Annotated in this window: 21 protein-coding genes; 10 read left to right on the top strand and 11 right to left on the bottom strand. The window is 68.1% G+C overall.

The window, feature by feature from the left end:
* Positions 1-20 precede the first annotated feature (20 nt).
* The 3 genes from DA1_RS07560 to DA1_RS07550 form a co-directional block, all read right to left on the bottom strand.
* Positions 21-755, bottom strand: coding sequence for a MotA/TolQ/ExbB proton channel family protein (locus DA1_RS07560; RefSeq protein WP_034397435.1), 735 nt, complete (start codon positions 753-755; stop codon positions 21-23).
* 30 nt (positions 756-785) lie between these two features.
* Positions 786-1,622 carry a 4-hydroxy-tetrahydrodipicolinate reductase gene (gene dapB / locus DA1_RS07555; RefSeq protein WP_034399021.1) on the bottom strand — a complete coding sequence of 279 codons (837 nt, stop codon included), beginning with the start codon at positions 1,620-1,622 and terminating at the stop codon, positions 786-788.
* Positions 1,623-1,746: 124 nt separating this feature from the next.
* Positions 1,747-2,295 (bottom strand): outer membrane protein assembly factor BamE, encoded by a 549-nt coding sequence (locus DA1_RS07550; protein WP_034397436.1) that lies wholly within the window; start codon positions 2,293-2,295, stop codon positions 1,747-1,749.
* Between the two features lie 156 nt (positions 2,296-2,451).
* Between DA1_RS07550 and fur the strand changes: the two genes are divergently transcribed.
* From fur to DA1_RS07535, 3 genes are all read left to right on the top strand, one after another.
* Positions 2,452-2,877, top strand: coding sequence for a ferric iron uptake transcriptional regulator (gene fur, locus DA1_RS07545; RefSeq protein ID WP_034397437.1), 426 nt, complete (start codon positions 2,452-2,454; stop codon positions 2,875-2,877).
* Positions 2,878-3,020: 143 nt separating this feature from the next.
* The gene (locus DA1_RS07540; protein ID WP_034397438.1) at positions 3,021-4,598 is read left to right on the top strand and encodes a DUF1800 domain-containing protein; all 1,578 of its coding nucleotides are present in this window, start codon (positions 3,021-3,023) and stop codon (positions 4,596-4,598) included.
* A gap of 17 nt (positions 4,599-4,615) precedes the next feature.
* On the top strand, positions 4,616-5,830 hold the full coding sequence (locus tag DA1_RS07535; protein WP_034397439.1) for a DUF1501 domain-containing protein: 1,215 nt from the start codon (positions 4,616-4,618) through the stop codon (positions 5,828-5,830).
* A gap of 8 nt (positions 5,831-5,838) precedes the next feature.
* Here DA1_RS07535 and sigJ read toward each other — a convergent pair whose 3' ends face one another.
* From sigJ to DA1_RS07510, 5 genes are all read right to left on the bottom strand, one after another.
* Positions 5,839-6,780 (bottom strand): RNA polymerase sigma factor SigJ, encoded by a 942-nt coding sequence (gene sigJ, locus DA1_RS07530; protein WP_034397441.1) that lies wholly within the window; start codon positions 6,778-6,780, stop codon positions 5,839-5,841.
* A gap of 70 nt (positions 6,781-6,850) precedes the next feature.
* Complete coding sequence (locus DA1_RS07525) at positions 6,851-7,351, bottom strand: NUDIX hydrolase (protein WP_034397443.1); 501 nt, start codon at positions 7,349-7,351, stop codon at positions 6,851-6,853.
* Positions 7,352-7,440: 89 nt separating this feature from the next.
* Positions 7,441-7,965, bottom strand: coding sequence for a GNAT family N-acetyltransferase (locus DA1_RS07520; RefSeq protein WP_034397445.1), 525 nt, complete (start codon positions 7,963-7,965; stop codon positions 7,441-7,443).
* Positions 7,966-8,059: 94 nt separating this feature from the next.
* Positions 8,060-9,061: an HD-GYP domain-containing protein gene (locus DA1_RS07515; protein ID WP_034397447.1), complete on the bottom strand. Its 1,002-nt coding sequence runs from the start codon at positions 9,059-9,061 to the stop codon at positions 8,060-8,062.
* Positions 9,058-12,828: a PAS domain S-box protein gene (locus tag DA1_RS07510; protein ID WP_034397448.1), complete on the bottom strand. Its 3,771-nt coding sequence runs from the start codon at positions 12,826-12,828 to the stop codon at positions 9,058-9,060. Before DA1_RS07510 ends, DA1_RS07515 begins: the two co-directional genes overlap by 4 nt.
* 150 nt (positions 12,829-12,978) lie before the next feature.
* Between DA1_RS07510 and DA1_RS07505 the strand changes: the two genes are divergently transcribed.
* On the top strand, positions 12,979-13,239 hold the full coding sequence (locus DA1_RS07505) for a DUF2061 domain-containing protein (RefSeq protein ID WP_013804781.1): 261 nt from the start codon (positions 12,979-12,981) through the stop codon (positions 13,237-13,239).
* 439 nt (positions 13,240-13,678) lie between these two features.
* On the opposite strand, the gene DA1_RS07500 is transcribed toward DA1_RS07505, so the two are convergent.
* Positions 13,679-14,647, bottom strand: a complete 969-nt coding sequence (locus DA1_RS07500) for a LysR family transcriptional regulator (RefSeq protein ID WP_034397450.1) — start codon at positions 14,645-14,647, stop codon at positions 13,679-13,681.
* Positions 14,648-14,892: 245 nt separating this feature from the next.
* On the opposite strand from DA1_RS07500, the gene aptA reads away from it, so the two are divergent.
* Positions 14,893-16,251 carry an omega-aminotransferase AptA gene (gene aptA, locus DA1_RS07495; RefSeq protein ID WP_034397452.1) on the top strand — a complete coding sequence of 453 codons (1,359 nt, stop codon included), beginning with the start codon at positions 14,893-14,895 and terminating at the stop codon, positions 16,249-16,251.
* Between the two features lie 79 nt (positions 16,252-16,330).
* Here the strand turns inward: aptA and DA1_RS07490 are convergent, their stop codons facing one another.
* Both DA1_RS07490 and DA1_RS07485 read right to left on the bottom strand, forming a co-directional pair.
* Positions 16,331-17,347 (bottom strand): Bug family tripartite tricarboxylate transporter substrate binding protein, encoded by a 1,017-nt coding sequence (locus DA1_RS07490; protein ID WP_013804784.1) that lies wholly within the window; start codon positions 17,345-17,347, stop codon positions 16,331-16,333.
* A 113-nt stretch (positions 17,348-17,460) separates the two neighbouring features.
* Positions 17,461-18,513, bottom strand: coding sequence for a FadR/GntR family transcriptional regulator (locus DA1_RS07485; RefSeq protein WP_034397454.1), 1,053 nt, complete (start codon positions 18,511-18,513; stop codon positions 17,461-17,463).
* A gap of 244 nt (positions 18,514-18,757) precedes the next feature.
* On the opposite strand from DA1_RS07485, the gene DA1_RS07480 reads away from it, so the two are divergent.
* From DA1_RS07480 to DA1_RS07460, 5 genes are all read left to right on the top strand, one after another.
* The gene (locus DA1_RS07480) at positions 18,758-19,963 is read left to right on the top strand and encodes an ABC transporter substrate-binding protein (RefSeq protein ID WP_034397457.1); all 1,206 of its coding nucleotides are present in this window, start codon (positions 18,758-18,760) and stop codon (positions 19,961-19,963) included.
* A 205-nt stretch (positions 19,964-20,168) separates the two neighbouring features.
* Positions 20,169-21,029: a branched-chain amino acid ABC transporter permease gene (locus DA1_RS07475; protein WP_012207821.1), complete on the top strand. Its 861-nt coding sequence runs from the start codon at positions 20,169-20,171 to the stop codon at positions 21,027-21,029.
* Positions 21,030-21,034: 5 nt separating this feature from the next.
* A complete protein-coding gene (locus DA1_RS07470; RefSeq protein WP_174549372.1) occupies positions 21,035-22,027 on the top strand; it encodes a branched-chain amino acid ABC transporter permease in 993 nt (330 codons plus the stop codon).
* Entirely contained in the window at positions 22,024-22,803 is a 780-nt protein-coding gene (locus DA1_RS07465; protein WP_012207823.1) for an ABC transporter ATP-binding protein, read from the top strand. The genes DA1_RS07470 and DA1_RS07465 overlap by 4 nt, the downstream gene beginning before the upstream one ends.
* On the top strand, positions 22,800-23,510 hold the full coding sequence (locus DA1_RS07460) for an ABC transporter ATP-binding protein (RefSeq protein ID WP_013804788.1): 711 nt from the start codon (positions 22,800-22,802) through the stop codon (positions 23,508-23,510). The genes DA1_RS07465 and DA1_RS07460 overlap by 4 nt, the downstream gene beginning before the upstream one ends.
* Positions 23,511-23,524: the final 14 nt, after the last annotated feature.

Genomic DNA, 23,524 nt, shown 5'->3' with positions numbered 1-23,524 from the left:
GCTCCTGCCTGGCCGCCCGGTCAGGGCGCTTCCATGGGGCCGGCCGGCAGGCCGGCGACGGGCATGCCGTCATCCTGCTGCGCCTGCCCGGGCTGCTCCAGGCCGAACATGGCCTGCAGGTCATGGGCAAAGCCTTCGAGCAGGGCTTCCATCTGGGCGGCGGCGCGGCCGAGCAGGTTATAGGCCAGCACGGCCGGCAGGGCCACGGCCAGGCCGGCTGCCGTCATCACCAGGGCCTCGCCCACAGGGCCGGCCAGTTGCTCGATGCCGATCTGTCCGCTGCCGGCCAGCGTGGCCAGCGCGTGGTGAATGCCCCAGACGGTGCCCAGCAGGCCGACGAAGGGCGCCGTGGCGCCCACGGTGGCCAGCAGGGTCTGGCCCCATTGAAGCTGGTGGCTGGCCGACTGCAGCGCCTGACGAAGGCCGCGCGTGAGGCGCACGGAGCGCGCTGCGCGCCCCGAGAGCGCCATGCCGCTGCTGCCCGTGGGCGCGAGGGCCTGGGACACGGCCCAGGCCATGGGCGCCACCAGTTGCTGGCGATCGCCCTCGGCCATGCGGGCCTGGCCCGTGGCCAGGTCCGGCGCACTCCAGAAGGCCGCAATGGCCTGTGGAACGCGGCGGCGGCTGGCGGCCATGAACCAGATCTTCCAGACGATGACCACCCAGCTGGCCACCGACAGCGCCAGCAGCAGCAGCGCCGTGCCGCGCGCGACGGCATCGCCTTGCTGCCACCAGAGCCAGAGTGGACCGCTCATGGTTTTACCTTGCCCGTGCTGCGAGCCTCGTCACAGGCCCAATACGGCGTACATGTCGTACTGGCCGCTGGTCTTGCCCGCCAGGAAGCGCGCCGCCCGCAGGCTGCCCTGCGCATAGCCGGCACGGCTGCTGGACTTGTGCGAGATCTCGATGCGCTCGCCCGTGCCCGCGAACAGCACCGTGTGGTCGCCGATGATGTCGCCGCCGCGCACGGTGGCAAAGCCGATGGTGTTGTCCTCGCGCGCGCCGGTGTGGCCGAAGCGCTCGTAGACGGCGCGGTCGGCCAGCTTCGTGCCCTGGGCTTCGGCGATGACCTCGCCCATCTTGAGGGCCGTGCCCGAGGGGGCATCGACCTTGTGGCGGTGGTGGGCCTCGACGATTTCGATGTCATAGCCGCTGGACAGCGCCTTGGCCGCCATCTCCAGCAGCTTGAAGGTGACGTTCACGCCCACGCTCATGTTGGGCGACAGCACCACGGCCGTGCGCTGGGCGTACTCGGCGATGCGGGCCTTTTCCTCGTCGCTGAAGCCCGTGGTGCCGATGACCAGCTTGACGCCCAGCTCGGCGCAGATGGCCAGGTGGTCCATCGTGCCTTCGGGGCGCGTGAAGTCGATCAGGCAATCGGCCTTGGACAGCGCGGCACGCACATCGCTTTCGATGGCGATGCCGCTGGGCTGGCCCAGGAAGGCCGAGGGATCGGTGCCCAGCGAAGGGCTGTCGGCGCGGTCCAGCGCGGCGGCCAGCGCAAGGTCATCGCTTTGCGCGATGGCCTCGATCAGCATGCGGCCCATGCGGCCGGAGGCGCCGGCCACGGCCACACGCAGGCGCTGGTTGTTGCTGGAGGAAGTGGCAGTCGTGGCGTTCATGTCGGGAAAGGGATGCACAAGCTCAATGCATGGACAGCAGGCAAAAGCGGCGCCAGACAGGCGCTGCAGCGGCCTTCATCCACGGAAAAACGCCCGCATGCCTTGCGGCGCGCGGGCGGCGATATCAACGGGCGCCGGATTCCAGTGGCGGGTAGCTGGCCGCTGTGGGCGGCGGCTCGGCAGCCACGGGCTCTTCCACAGGCTTGGCGGCCGGGAACTTGGACAGCTGCTCCTCGCTGGCTTCCAGTTGAGGAATCTTGCCCAGCTTCTTCTTGGAGCCCAGGCTGGCGACGAATTCGGCCTCGGTGGGCATCTCGTCGCCTTCGGAGCGGGCAAACAGGTCGCCGTTGAAGAAGACGGTCAGCTTGCGCACCTGAGAATCGACGCCGGGGCGCTTGATGGTGAACACATATTCCCAGCGGTCGGCGTGGAATACGCTGGTGACCAGCGGCGTGCCGAGAATGTCGCGCACCTGCTGGCGGCTCATGCCGGGCTGCAGGGCCTCGACCTGTTCACGGGAGACGAAGTTGCCTTGGACGACCTCGACCTTGTAGGGAGTGACGACATTGGCGACTCGGTGCGCGGCGCCATCGAGGCTGCTGCAGCCTGCCAGCGCCACCCCGATCGACAGCATCAGGGCCGCACTCGTGCGGCAACGGGCTTGAACATGCATTGGTATCAGCATAGGGATATGATCGTGGATCATTGTAGCGGCTGGTCCCGAGGGCTTGCGATCATGCGACGCCCCTGGCACCAGGGCCATTTTGTTCGCCGCCCCGCGCCTGCCATGGTGGCAGTCCAGCGGGCAGTCTCTGCCAAAGACCCAGACATGAAGAACATCGACGAACTCAAGAGTACCGGCCTGAAGGCCACGCTTCCCCGCCTGAAGATCCTGGAGATCTTCCAGACGGGTGCGCAACGCCACATGACGGCCGAAGACGTGTTCCGCGTGCTGCTGGACGAACGCTCGGACATCGGCCTGGCCACGGTCTACCGCGTGCTCACGCAGTTCGAGCAGGCCGGCATCCTCATCCGCAGCAATTTCGAGAGCGGCAAGGCCGTCTACGAACTCAATGAAGGCCAGCACCACGACCACTTCGTGTGCACCAGCTGCGGCAAGGTCGAGGAGTTCTACGATCCCGATATCGAAAAGCGCCAGAACCTGATCGCCAAGGCCAAGGGCTGGGTGATCCAGGACCATTCGATGGCCCTGTACGGACACTGCGCGGAGTGCGCAAGCCGGGCAAGCAAGTAAGGCCGGGTCCCTCAGAAAAAGCGGAGTGCTTCACACTCCGCTTTTTTTTGCCTTTTACTTTTTGCTACCGGCGCTTTACAGGGCGAAGCACATGGGTGGAGGATGCTGGCGTCCAATGGATTTCCCCTACCCACCGAGACACCATGCGCCGCACTTCGCCGTTCGCCATCGCTCTCACTTTCTCCGCCATCGTCCTAGCCACAGGCTGTGCGTCCTTGCAGGCCCCGCCGCCGTCCGCAGCAGCCGCGCTGCAGGGAGTGGCCGAGGCACCGCTCACCGCAGCGCAACGCCAGCAATGGCTGGACCGCGTGACCTGGGGCGCCAACGACAGCGAGGAGGCACAGCTGCAGCGCCTGGGCCTCAAGGCCTGGCTGGCCCGGCAGTTGCAGCCCGGCCCCCGGCCGCTGCCGCCGCAGGCACAGCAGCGGATTGACCAGCTGGGCATCAGCCAGCGCCCCATGAACGAGGTGCTGCTGGAACTGGAGACCCAGCGCAAGGCCGTGCAGGAGGCGGCATCGGCCGATGAAAAGGCCACGCTGCAGCAGACCTACCAGCGCACGCTGAACCAGTTGGGCAACGATGCCCAGAAGCGCTTCGTGATCCGTGCGCTGTACTCGCCGGCGCAGCTGCAGGAGCAGATGACCTGGTTCTGGATGAACCATTTCAGCGTCAGCCTGCGCAAGGCCGATATCCGCGCCTGGGTGGGCGACTACGAGGAGCAGGCCATACGCCCGCATGCGCTGGGCAGCTTTCGCAGCCTGCTGGAAGCCTCGCTGCGCCACCCGGCCATGCTGCGCTACCTGGACAACGCCAGCAATGCGGCAGGCCGCATCAACGAGAACTACGCGCGCGAACTGCTGGAGCTGCACACCATGGGCGTGGGCAGCGGCTACACCCAGGCCGATGTGCAGGAGATGGCGCGCATCCTGACCGGCGTGGGCATCAGCCTGCAGCCGGTCGGCACGCCGCCGCCGCGCATGCGCCCCGAGCGCCAGGGCGACTACCTGCGCTCGGGCTTTTTCGAGTTCAACCCCAACCGGCACGACTACGGCCCCAAGACCTTCCTGGGCCAGCCCATGCACGCACGCGGCATGACCGAGGTCCAGGAGGCGCTGGACCGCATCGTCGCCTCGCCGGCCACGGCGCAGTTCATCGCGCGCAAGCTGGCGGTGTTCTTCATTGCCGACGATCCGCCGCCCGCCCTGGTGCAGCGCACGGCCCAGGCCTTCACGCGCAGCCGGGGCGATATCGCGGCCACCGTGGCCACGCTGCTGGCCGATCCCGAGGCCGCCCGCTTCGGCCGCAAGTTCCGCGATCCGCTGCACTACGTGCTGGCCGCCACGCGGCTGTCGGTGGACCAGCGCGTGGCGGCCGACGTGGCGCCGGTGCTGGGCTGGGTGAACCGGCTGGGGCAGAACCTCTATGCGCACGAGACGCCGGACGGCTATCCGCAGATGCAGTCCGACTGGGCCAGCTCGGGCCAGATGGCGGCGCGCTTCGAGGTGGCGCGCCAGATCGCCACGCGCAGCGCCGTGCTGTTCCGCGCCGACCCCGCAGACGCGCTGGAGAAGCCGCCCTACCCCACGCTGTCGGAATTGGCCAGCGTGCGCCAGCGCCTGCCGCAGTGGAGCCAGGCCACGCAGGCGGCACTGGCCCAGGCCCGCAATCCGGCGGACTGGAATACCTACTTCCTGTCCGCCCCCGAAATGATGTTCCGCTGACCCCCGGGAGTCTGTCCATGCAGCGACGCCACTTTCTGTCCCTGGCCTCCACCCTGCCCCTTGCCGCCCACCTGGGCCGGCTGCAGGCCGCCACGCCCCAGCCAGCCACGCCGCGCCTGCTGCTGGTGTTCCTGCGCGGCGCCTATGACAGCAGCAATCTGCTCGTGCCCACGCACAGCGACTTCTACTACGAGGTCCGCCCCAGCATCGCCATTGCCCGGCCCGGCGAGGCCCGGGGAGCCCTGGCGCTGGACGACCGCTGGGGCCTGCACCCGGTGCTGCAGGACAGCATCCACCCGCTGTTCCAGGCAGGCCAGGCCTGCTTTGTGCCCTTTGCGGGAACGCACGACCTGTCGCGCAGCCATTTCGAGACGCAGGACTCCATCGAGCTGGGCCAGGGCCTGGACGGGCGCCGCAGCTACCAGTCGGGCTTTCTGAACCGGCTGGCCCAGGTGCTGGGACAGGATGGCCGCACGGCGGTATCGCCCATGGCCTTCACGCCCCAGCTTCCGCTGCTGCTGCGCGGCAGCCTGCCGGCCGCCAACATGGCGCTGGCATCCGTGGGCAAGGGCGGCCTGGACGATCGCCGCAGCCAGGCCATTGCCGCCATGTATGCGGGCACGGCCCTGGGCCCGGCCGTGCAGGAGGGCTTTGCGGTTCGTGATGCCGTGCAGCGCAGCGTGCAGGAGGAAATGGACCAGGCCGGGCGCAATGCCATCAGCGCACGCGGCTTTGCCCTGGTGGCGCAGCGCATGGCGGCCCTGATGCGCGATCGCTTCGACCTGGGCTTCGTCGATGTGGGAGGCTGGGACACGCATGTGGCCCAGGGCGGCGCCACGGGCGCGCTGGCCGGGCGGCTGGACGAGCTGGGCCGGGGCCTGGCCGGCTTTGCCCAGGAGATCGGCCCCGAGGCCTGGCGGCATACGGTGGTGGTGGTGATCAGCGAGTTCGGCCGCACCTTCCGCGAGAACGGCAACAAGGGCACGGACCACGGCCACGGCACGACCTACTGGCTGCTGGGCGGCGGGCTGTCCTCGCATGCGGGCGGTCGCATCGTGGGCGAGCAGGTCGAAGTCAACCAGAAAAACCTGTTCCAGAACCGCGACCATCCCGTGCTCAACGAGTACCGCGCCGTGCTGGGCGGCCTGTTCCAGCGCATGTATGGATTGAGCCCGGCTCAGCTGCAGCGCGTGTTCGAGGGCGTCACGCCCCGCGATCTTCAGTTCATCTGACCATCTGACTACGCTGCAGGGCCTGCCGGGAACGGCAGTGGCGCCGGCACAGCCACGCCGGCCAGCTTGTCGGGGTTGCGCAGCGTGTAGATGCAGCGGATCAGGCCGTCCTCGACCAGCAGCGTCTGCACGGACTCCAGTTCGCCGTCGATGCAGCGCAGCAGGCCGGGCAGGCCGTTGACGCGCGCCAGATGCAGGCTCTGTTGCTGGCCGTTGCGCCGCATGCGGCGCGTGGTGGCGAAGTACAGCAGGGCCAGGCGCCGGCCCGTCTCCAGCACGCGGCCGAACGAGGGCACCTTGCCGCCGCCGTCGCTGATGAGTTCGGCATCGGGCGCGAACAGCGCCTGGATCTGCGCGAAGTTTCCCCCCTGCACGGCCTGCGCAAAGCGCTGCAGCAGCGCGGCATGGGCCTCGGGCGGCGCCGCAAAGCGCGGGCGGCCGGCCTGCACATGGCTGCGCGCGCGGTGCACGAGCTGGCGGCAGGCGGCCTCGCTGCGGCCCAGGGCCTGGGCCACCTCGGCATAGTCGGCATCGAAGATCTCGCGCAGCAGGAAGGCCGCACGTTCGTCGGGCGTGAGCTGCTCCAGCACGAACATCAGGGCCGTGGACACGTCGTGGGCACGCTCCAGCAGGTCTTCGGCCGAGGGGGCGGCCTCCTCGGCCCAGGGCTGGACCAGGGGCTCGGGCAGCCAGAAGCCCTGGTAGTGCTCGCGCTCGGCGCGCAGGCGGCGCAGCCGGTCTATGGCCAGGCGCGTGGTCACGGAGACCAGCCAGGCCTCGGGCTGCTCTATGCCGGCGCGCTCGGCGCCATGCCAGCGCAGCCAGGCTTCCTGGACCAGGTCCTCGGCATCGGCGCGCTGGCCCAGCATGCGGTAGGCCAGGCCGAACAGGCGCGGGCGGTGGCGTTCGAACAGCGCCAGGGGATCGTCAGGGGCGGAGGAGGTCTGCATGCCATCAAGACGCGGGAGCGTGGCGTTTTGTGACAGACAGGGCCGGCATGGTGCTCGGTGCCTTGGTGACTCAGTGGGGCTGCGGAGCCTGCATCACGCTGGGATCGGTATGGATCAGCTCCAGCGGGTAGCGGCGGCCGGCCAGGTAGTCCTCGATGCTTTGCATCACCAGCGGGCTGCGGTGCTGGGCGGTGCAGGCCTTCAGTTCGTCCAGCGTCATCCAGACCGTGCGCAGGATGCCGTCGTCCAGCGGCTGGCCGGGCCGGAACCCGCCCAGCTCGCCCGTGAACGCAAAGCGCAGATAAGTGATGTCCGAACCCGTGCGCGTGCGCACGAAGCGGTTCAGGTAAATGCCGACCAGGGCCGTGGGCACGAAGTCGTGCGCGGTTTCCTCATCGACCTCGCGCACGCAGGCGGCGATGGGCGACTCGGCCGGGTCGAGATGGCCTGCGGGCGTGTTGTAGCGCACGCCATCGGCCGTGTCTTCTTCCACCAGCAGAAAACGGCCATCGCGCTCAATGATGGCCGCCACAGTGACATTGGGTTTCCAGCGATCGGGCATGGCGCGCATTATGACCAGAGGCGGCCAGCACGTCCCGGCCAAAACCCCATCAACACGCCCTCAACACGCCCTGCCGGCCACCCACGCGACACCGCGCCCTACAGCGGCCGGACCATGTACAGCGCATCATCGCCATAGCTGTCCAGGCGCTGCTGCTGCAGCGGGTTCACCAGCGCCTGCACGGCATAGCCATGGCGCTCCCAGTAGCCGCGTGAGCCCTGCACCGAGACCAGGGCCGTGTGGCGCAGGCCCTCGGCACGCGCCCTGTCCCACAGCGGCGCCAGCAGCGCGCGCGCCAGGCCCTGGCCTGCAGCGTCGGGGTGCACGGCCATGTCGTGCAGGTAGAGGGTGTCGGCCTGTTCCACGGCTTCGAAGTCACCGTGCAGCGGGGTGATCTTGGCCATCCGGCTGCGGTAGGCCGCGAGGTAGGCGCGCACCCGACCGCCCTGCTCCAGCGCCAGCGAGCAGTTCGCCGCGCTGGCCAGGCGCCGCGCAAAGACCTCGCCGCTCTCGGCATAGTCCGCGCCATAGCAGGCCAGCTGGATGTGCAGCAGATCGGACAGGTCGGCAGCGGTCAGTGCGCGGACATGGAAGCGGCCAGCGAGGGGCGGGGGAGAAGACATGGACAGGTCATTTGAGCGCCGATGGCAGGCCCGCCAGGGTAAGCGATGGCCCATGCCCCAGCATGCCCTGCCGGAATCGGTGCTGCCGGTGCGGTCAATCCTTCCAGCGCTCGCGTATGTCTTCCAGCTGCGGGCGCAGGCCGATGAACAGCGGCACCAGGCGCGGGTCGAAGTGGGCGCCGGCCTGCTGCTCTATGTGCTCCATGGCGTCGTCCACGGTCCAGGCGTGCTTGTAGGGGCGCTCCGTGGTGAGCGCGTCGAACACGTCGGCCACGGCCACGATGCGCGAGGCCAGCGGAATGTCCTCGCCCGCCAGGCCCTGCGGGTAGCCCGTGCCGTCCCATTTCTCGTGATGGGTCAGCGCAATGCTGTAGGCCATCTGCAGCACCTGGGAGTCGTGCTCGCCAATGATCTCGGCGCCGATCTGCGGATGGCGGCGCATGACCGTCCATTCCTCGGCCGTCAGCGGGCCGTTCTTGAGCAGGATGGCGTCGGGGATGCCGATCTTGCCCACGTCGTGCATGGGCGCGGCGTTGAGCAGGTCGTCCGCCCACTCGTCCGTGCAGCCGGCCGCCAGCGCCAACGTCTTTGCGTAGTGGCTCATGCGGATCACGTGCATGCCGGTTTCGTTGTCGCGGTACTCGGCCGCGCGGCCCAGGCGCTGCACGATCTGCAGGCGGGTGCTGCGCAACTCGTCGAGCTTGACCAGCGACAGGTGGTTGCGCACCCGCGCGCGCACCACAGGCGCACGCACGGGCTTGACGATGTAGTCCACCGCGCCGGAGGCAAAGCCCAGCGCCTCGTCCTGCCCGTCCGACAGGGCCGTGATGAAGATCACCGGGATGCGGGCGGTGTCGGCATGTGCCTTGAGCTGGCGGCACACGGCGTAGCCGTCCAGCTCGGGCATCATGATGTCCAGCAGGATCAGGTCCGGCTGGTGCTGTGCCAGCTGCAGTGCCTTGCGCCCGTCCGTGGCGAACGAGAGCCGGTAGTCCTCGCCCAGGATCTGGCGCAGCACATGCAGGTTGGTCGGGTCGTCATCGACCAGCAGCAGGCGCGGGCGCTTGTCCGTTGCCAGTAGATTGGGCGCATTCATGCTCTGTCTCCATCGATCGAGGGCAGTTGCTGCTGCAGCTGCTGGGCGCATTCCTGCGCACGCTCGAAGTCGAAATTATCCAGTGCCTGCTGCAGTGGTTGCAGCTGTTCGGCCGTCAGTATGCGCACCAGGGCCTGCATGGCCTGCCCGTCCAGCTCCCCGCTTTGCAATGCGGCAACGATGCGCTCCAGCCAGGGCCGGGCATCGGCCGGCAGGCAGGACGCGCCGCCCTGCGGCCCGGCATCGGTCACGGGCGGCGCCGGTGCCGTGCCGCCGGGCAGCGCCTGGCCCGCGACCTCGGCCACCGGCATGGCGGCCGGATGGCGCTGGCGCAGCTCCTGCGTCACGGCATCCAGCGCCTGCTGCAACTGGTCGATGAGGGCAAGCAGCTGGGGCTGCGGGGCGCCATCCTGCGCATGGCCTTCCAGGCGCGATGCCAGGCGGTATACAGCCTGCAGCCCCAGGTTGCCTGCCGCGCCGCGCACGCGGTGCGCCAGGCCCACCAGGGCTTCGGCCCCCGGGCGCTGCAGGGCGCGGCGCAGGCGATCGGCCAGATCAAGCTGCTCGTTCAGAAAGCGCCGAATGGCGGCCACCAGCGGATCGACCCGGCCCCACAGCGCAATGCCCGAGGCCCAGTCCACCGTGACATCGGGCAGCCCCGCCTGGGCACTGGCGGGCGCGGGCGGCCTGGCCTCCTTGAGCGCCACCTGCAGCGACAGCAGCCGCGCGATCTCGGCCTGCAGCCGCGCCATGTCCAGCGGTTTGGAGGCAAAGCCGTCCATGCCGGCGGCGCTGGCGTCGCTGCGGTCCTTCTCCAGCACGCTGGCCGACAGCGCGACGATGGGCACGGGCCGGCGCTGCAGCTGCCGCTCCCAGACGCGGATGGCACGCGCCGCCGCCAGGCCGTCCATGCCCGGCATCTGCAGGTCCATCAGCACCACGTCGAAGGGCGGCTCCTGTGCCTGCACGCAGCGCAGCGCCTCGGCGCCGTCATGCGCCAGCGCCATCTGGTGGTTCTGGCTGGAGAAGTTGATCTGCAGCAGCTCCAGGTTCTCGGGCACATCGTCCACGGCCAGGATGTGCAGCGGCGGCAGGCCGCGGCTGGCCGCGCCGCGCTCGGACAGCGGACTCTCGCCGACCGGCAGGGGCAGGCGCACCTCGAACACCGTGCCCACGCCCACGGTGCTGTGCAGCTGGATGCTGCCGCCCATGAGCTCGGCCAGCTGGCGCGAGATGGTCGTGCCCAGGCCCGTGCCGCCAAAGCGCCGCGTGGTCGAGGCATCGGCCTGGGCAAAGGGGTCGAAGATGCGGTGGATCTTCTCGGGCGCGATGCCGATGCCCGTGTCATGCACATCGAGCTGCAGCACGCCCTGCTCGTAGCGCACGCGCAGCAGCACATGGCCACGCTCGGTGAACTTCACGGCATTGCCCAGCAGGTTCACCAGGATCTGCTGCACGCGCATGCCGTCGCCGCGCAGGGCTGCCGGGGTGTGCGGGTCGTAGTCCAGGCGCAGGTCCAGGCCCTTGCGGTCGGCCGTGATGCGCAGCGACGCCAGGATCTGCTGGCACAGCTCGCGCACCGAGAAATCCTCGATCTCCAGCTCCACCGCGCCCTTGTCGAGCTTGGCCGTGTCCAGGATGTCATTGAGCAGGCGCAGCATGGAGCGCGCCGCGTAGTGCACCGTGTCCAGGTAGCGCGCCTGCGTGGGCTGCAGGGCGGTTTCGCGCAGCGCCTCGGTGAAGCCGATGATGGCGTTCATGGGCGTGCGGATTTCGTGGCTCATGTTGGCCAGGAAGGTGCTGCGCGCGGCGGCGGCCGCCTCGGCATGCTCCTTGGCCAGCACCAGCTCCTGGGCCAGCTTGCGCTGGGCGCTGATGTCGGTGAGCAGCTTGACGATCTTGTAGGGCCGGCCGTCGGCGTCGCGTATGGGGTTGTAGGTGGCCTGCACCCAGATGCGCCGCCCCTCGCGCCCGCAGCGCAGGAATTCGCCGGCCTGGAACTCGCCCTCGGCCAGCCGGCGCCAGAACTGCACATGCTCGGGCGTGTGGGCATAGCCGGGCTCGCAGAACATGCCGTGGTGGCGGCCCGCGACCTCGTCGAGCCGGTAGCCGAACAGGTCCAGGAAATTGCGGTTGGCGCGCAGCACTTGGCCCAGCAGGTCGTACTCGATGGTGGCCAGCGACAGGTCGATGGCGCGCACCGTGCCCTCGAACTCGGCATTGCGCGCGCGCGCCGCCGTCTGGTCCATGATCACGCCGTCGATCCAGGTCAGCTCGTCGTGCTCGTTGAAGACGCCGCGCCCGGTCTCGGACACCCAGCGGGTGCTGCCGTCGCGGTGCAGCAGGCGGTAGTCGGCGTTGTAGGTCTGGCGCCGTGACAGCGAATGCGAGACCGCAGCCTCCAGCCGGTCGCGGTCCTCGGCATGGATGAGCCGGTCCCAGCCCGTGAGCCCGTCCGTGAAGTCCTGCTCCGTCCAGCCGGTCAGCTCTTTGATGGAGCGGCTGAGCAGCAGCGGCGTCCACTTGCCGTCATACAGGCAGCGGAAGGTGGTGCCGGGCACGTTGTTGATCAGGGTGCGGTACTGCTCCTCGCTGCGGCGCAGCGACTGCAGCATCTGGCGGCGCTCGCGGATGTCGGTCACAAAGCCCACGAACAGCGGATCGCCCGCAATCGCCACCCGGCCCACGGCCAGGCGCACGGCGATCTGCGTGCCGTCCTTGTGCAGGGCATGGACATCGCGGCTGGAGCCGAGCAGGCCTGCAAAGCCCGCGGCCAGCTGCTTTTCCAGCGAGCCGCCCTCACCATCGCAGCCCGACGCAGGCATGAGCAGGCTGGCGCTGCGGCCCAGCACCTCCTGCGCCGTCCAGCCCAGCAGCCGCTCGGCCGCGCCGTTGAACGAGACGATGCTGCCGCGCCCGTCGATCATCACGATGCCGTCCACCGCCGTATCCACCACGGCGCGCAGGCGCGACTCGCTGCGCTGGACCTGCCGGTAGATCTGGCGGTAGCGCAGCGTCATGTTGACCGCGAGCACCAAGCCGAAGATCAGCACCACCACGCCCACGATGGAGAACACCAGCAGCGCATGCGTGGGTGCCTCCTGCTGCGCCAGCGCATCGATACCGGGCTTGAGGCGCAGTGCGTACAGGCCCGCATAGTGCATGCAGGAAATGGCCAGGCCCATGACTATGCCGGCCACCAGCGTGGGCCACAGGCGGCCCGTGTTGCCCAGCCGAAAGCGCACCCACAGCGACAGCATGGCCATGGTGGCGGCCACGATCACCGACAGCAGCACGCCCCAGGGGTCGTAGAGCATCAGGCTCCAGGTCTGGGCCGCCGCCATGCCGATGTAGTGCATGGAGCCAATGCCCAGCCCCATGAGCACGCCGCCGCCGACCAGCGCCTGGGCGGACAGCCGGGGCCGCACCATCAGCGTCAGCGCCAGCCAGGACGCCAGCATGCTGGGCAGCATGGACAGCGCGGTGATCCAGGGGTCGTAGTCGCCGAAGGTGCAGGGCACAAAGGCGAGCATGCCGATGAAGTGCATGGCCCAGATGCCGGCGCCCAGGCAGAAGGCGCCGGTCAGCACGCCGGTGCGGCGTATCCGGGGCGAGGCGGCATTGCGCGCCAGCCCCGCGATCTGCATGGCCATCATCGACGTGGCCACGGCCACCACCACCGACAGCGTCACCAGGCCCGGATGCAGCCACTGGAACCACTGCGGATGGGGTGCCCATCCGAGCACGAAGATCTCGTCCCAATTCATGGCGCCCCCCCTGAATGGCACAGGGCCACGGCACCTGCCTGCCCGCCATCGATAGTCTTCATGTCTTTGATATTCATTTTCGATTGGCCGCAGCTATTGATCACACCTAGCATGGAGTCTCATCACGAGAAAAGCCCCGAGGAAAGCACCATGACCCGCATCCGCCAGACCTTGCACCACCACCGCCACACGCTGATGAAAACCGCCAGCTACTACGTCATCCACGTCACGGTGGCGGCGGCCGTGGCCTATGCCGTGACCCGCAACCTCTGGGCCGCGCTGACGCTCAGCCTGCTGGAGCCCACTGTCCAGGCCGTGGCCTTCTTCTTCCATGAAAAGCTCTGGGAACGGGGCCTGCGCCGCCGTGCCGATGCCGCCGCCGCGATGGCGCCGCCCACGGCTGCAGCCTGAGCCTGCCGGGAGCACGGAGATGAACATGCCCATGCCCATGCCCATGCCCATGCCGAAACCCATGCAGCCCCTTGGCGCAAACTCATTCGGGAAATGGCTGGCCGAGACCCTGGCCAGGATGGTCGATGGCGGCACGGGCTGAAACCCGGCCCTGCCGTGGCGGCAAGAGAGGTGGACATGGCGGCGCATGGTGGCAAGAACCCGGGAAATGCGAAATCGTTGGTATCAAGGCGCTGCTCGTACGGCCCAGGGCCGACACGGAATCCATGCATGCATGTCGGCGCAATCGGGACGGACTGAAGCCCTGGCACCAGCCACAATGCCAAACATTGTCAAGCGCATACGCTGCAAAAACCTGAGCACAAGCTGTGCAAAAACCTGTGCACATCCTGATATCAAACCTGTGAATTTCCTCTTTCCAAGGCTGTGATGAACCCGTTCATCCATGGTGCACGGCCAGCAGGGCGTCAATGAACACCCGGGCCGCACGCCCAGGGGCCACGGCATTGCGCCAGACGGCGAAGAAATCGCACAGATAGAAAAAGCGGTGCGGTGCCACGGCCTGCAGCAGGCCCTGGTCCTGCATGGCCTGTGCATAGTGATCGGGCAGAAAGCCCAGGTAGCGGCCCGATCGCACCAGCATGGCAATGGCCTCCTGGTCAAAACCCGTGGCCTGGCGCTGCAGGCCGGCCTGGTGGCTGAGCGCCATGTTGGGTGACTGGTAGCCCAGGCCTGCGAAGGCATGCGCACCCAGGCTGTCCCAGTCCAGCCCGCCATGGTCGGCGCCATGCAGCGGATGGCCGGGAGCGCAGTACAGCTGCATGCGCTCGCCAAACAGCCGGGCGCTGTCCAGCGCGCCCGAACTGGGTGCCGATGGCAGCACGCCCACCTGCCAGCGCCCCTCCATCAGCCCCCGCTCGATGGCCTGGATGGAGGCCACATGCAGGCGCAGATGCAGCTGCGGCGCCTGGTCGTGCAAAACGCCGATCGCCTCGGGAATGCGCGACTGCGGATTGCCCACGGTCTTGTCGAACAGCGCCACGTCCAGCGTGCCGGCCAGCCGGCCATGGATGTCGTCCACCTGGCCCAGGAAGCCTTCCACGCCACCGAGCAGTTGCAAGGTGGCCTCATAGATGCGGTGGCCTTCGGGCGTGAGTGCGAAGCCCGCGCGCCCGCGCCGGCACAGCGTCAGGCCCAGGCGCTCCTCCAGGTCCTTCATGTGGCGGCTCAGCGTGGAACTGCCGATGTTCAGCTCCAGCTCGGCAGCCGACATGCCGCCGCACTCGACCACGGCCTTGAACACGCGCAGCAGGCGCAGGTCCATGTCGCCCAACTGGCCCAGCGCGGCCCGCGCGCGCCCGTCCCGCGCCGGGCGGCCTGGGGTGCTGTCCATCGAAAAATCCACCATCGCCCTTCGCCTCCCGGTGCCCGCCTGAACCGGCCACCACTACAGGGGAGCCACTATAGGCGAGCACCAGGGCGGCGACGGCCATGGATTCCCACAATGCGCGCTCTCCGGGCCCGGATCGGCAAGCCCCTGCTCACTTGCAGGAATCCGCAAGTGAACCTCGACATCACGCACTTCGAGAAATCAAAAGGCACGATCACAATGGGCCGGTTCCTTTATTTCTTTCCCGGCCCGAGGAGATCACCATGACCCTGGTTCCCACCGAACAAGGCGCTGCAGCCGCCACGCGCACCGATGCCGCCTGGCTTGACGCCCACTGGATGCCCTTCACCGGCAACCGCGAGTTCAAGGCGCGCCCGCGCATGATCACCAGCGCCCAGGGCGCCTACTACACCGATGCCGACGGCCGCAAGATCTTCGACGGCCTGTCGGGCCTGTGGTGCTCGGGCCTGGGCCATGGCCGCCGCGAGATCGCCGAAGCCATCGGCCGCGCGGCCCAGCAGTTGGACTATGCGCCGGCCTTCCAGTTCGGCCACCCGGCCTCGTTCGCGCTGGCCAACAAGATCAAGGAGCTGACGCCTGCAGGCCTGGACCATGTGTTCTTCACGGGCTCGGGCTCGGAGGCGGCCGACACGGCGCTGAAGATGGCACGCGCCTACTGGCGCGCCAAGGGCCAGGGCGGCAAGACCCGGCTGATCGGGCGCGAGAAGGGCTACCACGGCGTGAACTTCGGCGGCATCTCCGTCGGCGGCATGGTGGGCAACCGCAAGACCTTCGGCCAGGGCGTGGAGGCCGACCACCTGCCGCACACGCAGCCGGCGCTGGGGTCCTTCCACAAAGGCATGCCCACCACCGATGGCCGCGCGCTGGCCGACCGGCTGCTGGACCTGATCGCCCTGCATGACGCGAGCAACATCGCAGCCGTCATCGTCGAGCCCTTCTCGGGATCGGCCGGCGTGGTGATTCCCCCGGCCGGCTACCTGCAGCGCCTGCGCGAGATCTGCACGCAGAACAACATCCTGCTGATCTTCGACGAGGTCATCACGGGCTTTGGCCGCTGCGGCGCCATGACGGGGGCCGAGGCCTTCGGCGTCACGCCCGACATCATGAACATCGCCAAGCAGGTGACCAATGGCGCCCAGCCCCTGGGCGCCGTGGTGGCCAGCAGGGAGATCTACGACACCTTCATGGCAGCGGGCGGCCCCGAGTACATGCTGGAGTTCCCGCACGGCTACACCTACTCGGCCCACCCCATTGCCTGCGCAGCAGGCGTGGCCGCGCTGGACCTGCTGCAGCGCGAGGACGGCCCGGGCCGCGTGCGCGCGCTGGCCCCGTTCTTCGAGCAGGCCGTGCACAGCCTCAAGGGAGCAAAGCATGTGGCCGACATCCGCAACTTCGGCCTGGCTGCGGGCTTCACCATCGAGTCGCTGCCCGGCGAGCCGGCCCGCCGTCCCTACGAGATCGCCATGAAGTGCTGGGACAAGGGCTTTTACGTGCGCTACGGCGGCGACACCATCCAGATAGCGCCGCCCTTCATCAGCGAGAAGGCCGAGATCGAGCGGCTGGTCAGCGCCCTGGGCGATGCCCTGACGGAAACGAACTGAGCATCTCCGGCACATGAGAAAAGCCCCTGGGCCGTGAGGCCGCAGGGGCTTTTTACATGGCAACGGCAAGGCTGCGAAATCAGTCCAGCGTGATGCCCGCGTTCTTGATCACATCGCGCCACTTGTCCACTTCCACGCGCAGGAACTGGGCCGAGGCATCGGGCTTGAGGCCCGAGGGCAGCACGCCCATGGCGTCCAGCTTTTCCTTGACCTCGGGCGCGGGCAGGGCCTTGGCGATCTCGGCGTAGAGCCGGTCCACGATGGGCTTGGGCGTGCCTGCGGGCACGGCCGCGAGGAACCAGGCATCGGCCGTGAAGTCCTTGAGGCCGGCCTCGGACATGGTGGGCACGTCGGGCATGGACTGCAGGCGTTCGTTGTGGGCCACGGCCAGGGCGCGCACCTTGCCGGCCTTGAGCTGCGCGGCAATCGTCACGGCCGTGAGAAAGCCGAAGTCGGTCTCACCGGCGGCCAGCGACACCACGGAAGGCGCACTGCCCTTGTAGGGCACATGGCCGATCTTGACCTTGGCCTGCATGGCATACAGCTCGGCGCCCAGGTGGTTGGGGCCGCCCGTGCCCGACGAGGGGTAGTTGAGCTTGCCGGGCTGGGCCTGCGCCGCCGCCGTCAGCTCCTTGAGCGAGTGGAACGGGCTTTGCGCGCCCACGGTGAGCACCAGCGGGCTGCGTGCCACCAGGCTGATGGGCGCGAAGTCGCGCAGCGGGTCATAGGGCAGCTTGGTGTACAGGCCCTTGGCCATGGCCATGCAACCCACATCGCCCAGCACCACGGTGTAGCCGTCGGCCGGCGCCTTGGCCACCAGGTCGCAGCCAATGGTGCCGTTGGCGCCGGGCTTGTTGTCCACCACCACCGTGGTGTGCATGCTCTCGCCCATCTTTTGCGCCAGCAGGCGGCCCAGGATGTCGGTGGAGCCGCCAGGCGCAAAGGGCACGACCAGGCGAATGGTCTTGGACGGATAGCTGCCTGCGCCCTGGGCATGGGCAAGGGGCGCCGCCAGCGTGGCCGCCAGCGCCAGGCCGCCGGCCAGGGCGCGCCACAGGGCAGGGGTACGGGAAGATGCGAAAGGGGTTTGTCTCATGCTGTTGTCTCGTGAGGGGGTGGAATGCGTGAAGGCCGAGCGCGCGGCAGCATACCAGCAGCGGGCGGCGCGAAACGCGTGGCCTGGGCCGGCAATGACCGGCGCGGGACAGTTCAGGAGGCCGCGCGCTTGCGTGCGGCGGCGGGACGCACGGAGGGTGGCGTGGCGGGCGCCTTTGGAGGTGCCTTCGGAGCCGCCTTTGCAGTGGGCTTTGCATTGGTCTTTGCGACGGCTTTTGCGGTGGTCTTTGCGGCCGGCCTTGCCGTTGTTCTTGGCGCCATCTTTGCTGCCGTTCTGGGTGTCGTCCCTGCTGCCTTTTTTGGTGCAGTCCTCGGCACTGCCATCGCCGGCTTTTCCACCGGCTGCACGGCGCGTTGCGGACGCGGGCTGCGCAGGCTGTCGGCATCCAGGATGAGCCGCCCCTGGATGCGGCCCTTCATGCGCTTGACGCTGCTGGCCGCGTCCCGCATGTGCTGCTGCATCAGCGCATGCACCTTCACGGCATCCCGTTCGCGTGCGGCTTGCACGATGTCGCGGTGGATCCGGGCATTGGCCTCGCCAAAGCGCCGGTGCTCGGACTGGGGCGTGCGGTTGGCGAAGACGATGAGCTGGCGAATCATCTCGTTGATGAGCTCGCAGGTGAAGCGCAGGAAGGGGTTGGGATTGGCCGCTGCAAGGATGTCGTGGAAGTTCACATCCTCGCGCCGCTGGCTCACCAGGTCCTCGCTGCTTTGCGTGGGGTCGCAGCAGGCGATGCTGTGCTCCAGCGCGTCGAAATCCGCCTCGGTCAGATGGGGCACGGCGCCTGCCGCCAGCTCGGGCTCCAGCATCTGGCGCACCGTGTAGATGTCGTCGATGGTCACCTCCTGGAAGAACAGGTAGTTCTGCATGAACTGCAGCGTGCGGTCCAGCGGCACCTCGACGACCGTGCCACCGCCCGAAGGGCCGGTGGAGATGGTGATCAGCCCCTGCACTTCCAGCGATTTGAGGGCCTCGCGGATCGTGCCCTTGCTGACCTGGAACTGTGCCTGCAGCTCGCTTTCGCGCGGCAGGCGGTCGCCGGGGCTGAGGTTCTTTTCGGTGATCAGGCGCTTGATCTCCTGGGCCACGAGATCCGGGCGCTTGAGTTGCCGGATTGCCAGGGAGGGCGACTTGGGTGTATCCATTGTTGTGTTCTCCGGAAGGGCACCGGATCGTGTCCGCGCCCAGTCTGCATGCGGGTTTGGTGCAGTATGCACCGCCATGGCGCGTGGCCGTGCCCGCCTAGGGTTAGCACGCGCCCTATTTCTTCTATTTATCACTATAAATATGAATCAAGGAGCCTGCACGCACCCATTTCGACTGGCATGCAACTTGCTCTGAAAAGCGTACCCGGGCCGCCGCGCCTTCAGTCCCCATCACGGAGATCCCATGCAACGTCGTCACCTCCTGCAACTCTCGGCACTGGGCGCATTGCCCGCATCGCTGGGCCTGGGCCGCAGCGTCTGGGCACAGTCCAAGGACAGCATCCAGTTCGCCTGCCCCGTGCCCATGTCGGGCGCCTTCGCGGCCAACGGAAAGTATGCGGACCTGGGCATGAAGCTGGCCATCGAGCAGTACGGCAAGGCGCTGGGCCGCCCGCTGGCCTACACCGTGCTGGACACCGAGGGCAAGCCCGCCACGGCCGTGCGCAAGCTGCAGGAGTCTTCGCAGCAGCAGGGCACGCGCTTCTTCGCAGGCGGCATCCTGTCGTCGGAGGCGCTGGCCATGGGCAAGGAGGCCGAGAAGGCCGGCGGCATCTTCATCACCACCGCAGGCGCCGACGAGATCACGGGCAAGGACTGCAACAGCGCCACCTTCCGCTGGTCGGCGCCCACCTTCGGCGCCATCGAGCAGACCGTGCGCCCGCTGGTCGAATCCCTGCCCAAGGCCAAGCGCTGGTACACCATCACGCCGCAGTACGTGTTCGGCGACGGCCTGCTGACGGCGGCCAAGAACATCTTCAAGGAAAAGGGCATCGAGCATGTGGGCAACAGCTACCACTCGCTGACCGAAAAGGAGTTCAGCGGCTACCTGACCAATGCCGTGGCCGCCAAGCCCGACGTGCTGCTGCTGCTGAACTTCGGCGCCCAGTCCTCGGACACGCTGCGCCAGGCCATCAGCTTCGGCATGAACAAGAACATGACCATCCTGATCGCCTGGGCCTCGGGGCTGGAGCAGTTCGAATCGCTGGGCGCCGACCTGTGCGACGGCGTGTACTTCGGCGCCCAGTACTGGCACACGGTGGACACGCCGCTCAACCGCGACCTGGTGCAGCGCTGCAACGACAAGTTCAAGGCCAATCCCAACTACAGCCTGGCCGGCCACTACATCTGCACCAAGCTGATGATCGACGCCATCATCAAGGCCGGCACGGCCGACCCCAAGGCCGTTGTCGCCGCGCTGGAAGGCATGAAGTACCAGGGCCTGACGGGCGAGGAAGAAGTGCGCAAGGCCGACCACCAGGTGCTCAAGAGCTACTACTTGCTCAAGGGCAAGGCCAAGTCCAAGATGAAGAACAAGGACGACTACGTGGATGTGGTCAGCTCCGGCAAGTCCTTCCTGCCCGTAGACCAGACCGGCTGCAAGCTGATTTGAGATGAAAGGCTCCCCCTGAGCGGCTGCGCCGCTTCCCCCTCTCTACCCGCTTCGCGGCGGAGGGGGACGACACCTTCGCTGCGGGGCGGCCCTTGCTTGGTGTCCCTGGGTTGGGCCATGCCAGTTCAAAGGCACAGCACCATGACCGGCGTGCTTCAGAGCCACCGGGCACTTCGCTTTCTTCGTCCATCGTTTCGGACCCTGTATGAGCATCTATCTGCTTCAGACCATCAACGGGATCGGCATAGGCATGCTGTATTTCCTGTTGGCCGTGGGCCTGTCCATCGTTTTCGGCCTGCTGCGTTTCGTGAATTTCGCGCACGGTGCCTTCTACCTGCTGGGCGCCTATTTCTGCTACCAGATGACGCGCTGGGGCATGAGCTTCTGGCTGTCCCTGGTCGTGGTGCCGCTGGCCGTGGGCGCGCTGGGCTGGCTGGTGGAAAAGCTCATGCTGCGCCATGTGTATGCCAAGGCGCATGAGTTCCACATCATCGTCACCGTGGGCCTGGCCCTGGTGGTGCAGGAGCTGGTGATCGTGCAATGGGGCCCGCTGGGCGACAGCGTGGCCGTGCCCGATCTGCTGCAGGGCGTGGTGATGTGGGGCAGCTTCGTCTATCCCAAGTACCGGCTGTTCGTGATCGGCTTCACCGCCGTGCTGGCCGTGCTGCTGTGGTGGCTGCTGGAGGGCACGCGGCTGGGCAGCGCGGTGCGCGCGGGCAGCGAATCGACCGAGATGGTGTCCCTGCTGGGCGTGAACGTGCTGCGCATCTTCAGCCTGGTGTTCGCGCTGGGCGCGGCCACGGCGGCGCTGGCCGGCGTGCTGGCTGCGCCCATACGCGGCGCCGAGCCCTTCATGGGCGTGGAGGCGCTGGGCGTGGCCTTCGTGATCGTGGTCGTGGGCGGGCTGGGCAGCTTCGGCGGCGCCCTGGTCGGCGGCCTGCTGATCGGCATCGTGCAAAGCGTGATGAGCACGCTGTGGCCCGAGGGCGCGCGCCTGATGATCTACGTGGCCATGGCCGCGGTGCTGCTGCTGCGACCCCATGGCCTGCTGGGCCGCAAAGGATGAAGACCATGACCAGGCATTCCCATCTCCTTCTCGCGCTGGCCATCGTGGTCGCCATGCCGCTGTGCATGCAGTCGGGCTCGCTGGCCAGCGAGGTGCTGATCTTCGGCCTCGCGGCCATGGGCTGCAATCTGCTGCTGGGCTACACGGGGCTGCTGTCCTTCGGGCAGGGCATCTTCTTCGGCCTGGGCAGCTACACCATCGCCCTGCTGCTGACGCGCTGGCCCCTGCCCATGCCGCTGGCCCTGCTGGCCGCCACGGCCATGGGGGCCGTGGGCGCGGCCATCGTCGGCTGGGTGGCCATACGCCAGCGTGGCACCTACTTCGTGATGCTGACCCTGGCCTTTGCGCAGATGTTCTATTTTCTGGCCTACTCGGCCACGGGCATCACCGGCGGCGACAACGGCCTGCTCGATGTGCCCCGCCCCGCCCTCGCGGTGGCCGGCCAGACGCTGTGGCCGCTGGCCACGCCCTGGCAGTACTACGGCTTTGTGGCCGTGCTCTTTCTGGTGGTGTTCTGGCTGCTGCGCCGCGTCTGCGACTCCATGTTCGGCCGCACCCTGCTGGCCGTGCGCGACAACGAGGAGCGCGCCGCCGCCGTGGGCTACGACCTGAGGCTGCTGAAGCTGCAGGCCTTCGTGATCTCGGGCGCGGTCACGGGCCTGGCCGGCGCGCTGCACGCCATGATGACGGGCATCGCCCCGCTGTCCAACGCCGAGTACCACACCAGCGAAATGATCCTGGTGATGACCGTGATCGGCGGCACGGGCAACCTGCTGGCCTCGGTGCTGGGCGCGGCCTTCTATGTGCTGCTGGGCGACTGGCTGTCCACCTTGTGGCCGCGCTGGCTGCTGCTGCTGGGCGTGGTGCTGATGATCGTGAGCCTGGGCCTGCAGCGCGGCCTGTGGGGCCTGGGCGAGAGCCTGTGGGCCCTGGTGCGCCGCAAAGGGCCGGCGGATGCCGAGGCGGCCGCTGCAGAAACCAAAGGAGGCCAGGCATGAGCGCCGCAGCATCTCCCATCCTGCTCGAGGCCGTGGGCGTCGAGAAGCGCTATGACAAGTTCGTCGCCCTGGGCGGCGTGGACCTCAAGGTCCGCGCCCACACCGTGCACTCGGTGATCGGCCCCAACGGCGCGGGCAAGACCACGCTGTTCCACATGCTCACGGGCACCAAGAGCGTGAGCGGCGGGCGCATCGTCTTCGACGGCCACGACGTGACGCGCGAGCCCGACCACCGCCGCGTGCGCCGTGGCATGGCACGGTCCTTTCAGGTCACCAGCCTGTTCCTGACCCTGCCCGTGCGCGAGAACCTGCGCCTGGCCGCCCAGGGCGTGGCCCCCGCCAGGGCCCTGGACTGCTGGAACGCGCCCGTGGGTGCTCGCGCCCTGGCCGATACCGTGGCCAGCGTGCTCTCGCGCCTGGGCCTGGAGCGCCATGCGGACACGCCGGCCGGCAACCTCTCGCATGGCCAGCAGCGGCGGCTGGAGGTGGGCATGGCCCTGGCCGCACGGCCCAAGGCCATCTTCCTGGACGAGCCGACCTCGGGCATGGGCATCGACGACCTGGACGAGATGAAGCGCCTGATCCAGGGCCTCAGGGACGAGCACACCGTGGTCCTCATCGAGCACAACATGAACATCGTCATGGACATCTCCGACACCATCACCGTCATGCAGCAAGGCCGCGTGCTGGCCGAAGGACTGCCCCACGAGATCCGCGCCGACGAGCGCGTGCGCAGCGCCTATCTGGGCAACATGATCACGGGAGGAAAGGCATGAGCGGTCCCCTGCTTTCGGTCGAGGGCATACACGCCCACTACGGCAAGAGCCATGTGCTGCAGGGCGTGTCGCTGCAGGTGCAGGACGGCGAACTGGTCACGCTGCTGGGCCGCAACGGCGCGGGCAAGACCACCACGCTCAAGTCCATCGCGGGGGTGATGCAGCCCTCGCAGGGGCAGATCCGCTTCGGCGGCGAGCCCGTGCACCGGCTGGCCACGCACCAGGTGGCCCAGCGCGGCATCTGCCTGGTGCCAGAGCACCGCGGCATCTTCAAGCTGCTCACGGTGGAGGAGAACCTGCTGCTGGGCCAGCGCAAACGCTCGCCCTGGCAACTGGCCGACATCTACCGCATCTTCCCGCGCCTCAAGGAGCGGCGCGGCAACGGCGGCGGCCAGCTGTCGGGCGGCGAGCAGCAGATGCTGGCCATAGGCCGCGCCCTGATGAACGCGCCGCGCCTGCTCATGCTGGACGAGCCCGTCGAGGGCCTGGCGCCCGTGATCGTGGAGGAGATCGTGGCCCAGCTCAAGACCATCAAGGCCGCTGGCGTGGCGATCTTGCTGGTGGAGCAGAACCTGGAGGTCTGCACCCAGCTGGCCGACCGCCACTACATCATCGAACAGGGTGCGATTGCGCACGAGGCAGGCAATGCCGCTTTCCTGGCCGATGACGCCATCAAGGACCGATATCTCGGTGTAGGGATCGCCTGATCCACCGCCTTTCG

Source organism: Delftia acidovorans NBRC 14950 (assembly GCF_001598795.1).
In the GTDB taxonomy this organism is placed as follows: Bacteria; Pseudomonadota; Gammaproteobacteria; order Burkholderiales; family Burkholderiaceae_C; genus Comamonas; species Comamonas acidovorans.
This window is presented reverse-complemented; position numbering and strand designations above follow the sequence as displayed.

Bases quoted from the DNA above. Each gene is read 5' to 3' on its own strand.
- DA1_RS07465 (WP_012207823.1), top strand. From the start codon at position 22,024: ATGAGCGCCGCAGCATCTCCCATCCTGCTCGAGGCCGTGGGCGTCGAG.
- DA1_RS07480 (WP_034397457.1), top strand. From the start codon at position 18,758: ATGCAACGTCGTCACCTCCTGCAACTCTCGGCACTGGGCGCATTGCCC.
- DA1_RS07485 (WP_034397454.1), bottom strand. From the start codon at position 18,513: ATGGATACACCCAAGTCGCCCTCCCTGGCAATCCGGCAACTCAAGCGC.
- DA1_RS07490 (WP_013804784.1), bottom strand. From the start codon at position 17,347: ATGAGACAAACCCCTTTCGCATCTTCCCGTACCCCTGCCCTGTGGCGC.
- dapB (WP_034399021.1), bottom strand. From the start codon at position 1,622: ATGAACGCCACGACTGCCACTTCCTCCAGCAACAACCAGCGCCTGCGT.
- DA1_RS07540 (WP_034397438.1), top strand. From the start codon at position 3,021: ATGCGCCGCACTTCGCCGTTCGCCATCGCTCTCACTTTCTCCGCCATC.
- aptA (WP_034397452.1), top strand. From the start codon at position 14,893: ATGACCCTGGTTCCCACCGAACAAGGCGCTGCAGCCGCCACGCGCACC.
- DA1_RS07525 (WP_034397443.1), bottom strand. From the start codon at position 7,351: ATGCGCGCCATGCCCGATCGCTGGAAACCCAATGTCACTGTGGCGGCC.
- DA1_RS07460 (WP_013804788.1), top strand. From the start codon at position 22,800: ATGAGCGGTCCCCTGCTTTCGGTCGAGGGCATACACGCCCACTACGGC.
- DA1_RS07550 (WP_034397436.1), bottom strand. From the start codon at position 2,295: ATGCATGTTCAAGCCCGTTGCCGCACGAGTGCGGCCCTGATGCTGTCG.
- DA1_RS07505 (WP_013804781.1), top strand. From the start codon at position 12,979: ATGACCCGCATCCGCCAGACCTTGCACCACCACCGCCACACGCTGATG.
- DA1_RS07560 (WP_034397435.1), bottom strand. From the start codon at position 755: ATGAGCGGTCCACTCTGGCTCTGGTGGCAGCAAGGCGATGCCGTCGCG.
- DA1_RS07520 (WP_034397445.1), bottom strand. From the start codon at position 7,965: ATGTCTTCTCCCCCGCCCCTCGCTGGCCGCTTCCATGTCCGCGCACTG.
- DA1_RS07515 (WP_034397447.1), bottom strand. From the start codon at position 9,061: ATGAATGCGCCCAATCTACTGGCAACGGACAAGCGCCCGCGCCTGCTG.
- DA1_RS07500 (WP_034397450.1), bottom strand. From the start codon at position 14,647: ATGGTGGATTTTTCGATGGACAGCACCCCAGGCCGCCCGGCGCGGGAC.
- fur (WP_034397437.1), top strand. From the start codon at position 2,452: ATGAAGAACATCGACGAACTCAAGAGTACCGGCCTGAAGGCCACGCTT.
- DA1_RS07535 (WP_034397439.1), top strand. From the start codon at position 4,616: ATGCAGCGACGCCACTTTCTGTCCCTGGCCTCCACCCTGCCCCTTGCC.
- DA1_RS07475 (WP_012207821.1), top strand. From the start codon at position 20,169: ATGAGCATCTATCTGCTTCAGACCATCAACGGGATCGGCATAGGCATG.
- sigJ (WP_034397441.1), bottom strand. From the start codon at position 6,780: ATGCAGACCTCCTCCGCCCCTGACGATCCCCTGGCGCTGTTCGAACGC.
- DA1_RS07470 (WP_174549372.1), top strand. From the start codon at position 21,035: ATGACCAGGCATTCCCATCTCCTTCTCGCGCTGGCCATCGTGGTCGCC.
- DA1_RS07510 (WP_034397448.1), bottom strand. From the start codon at position 12,828: ATGAATTGGGACGAGATCTTCGTGCTCGGATGGGCACCCCATCCGCAG.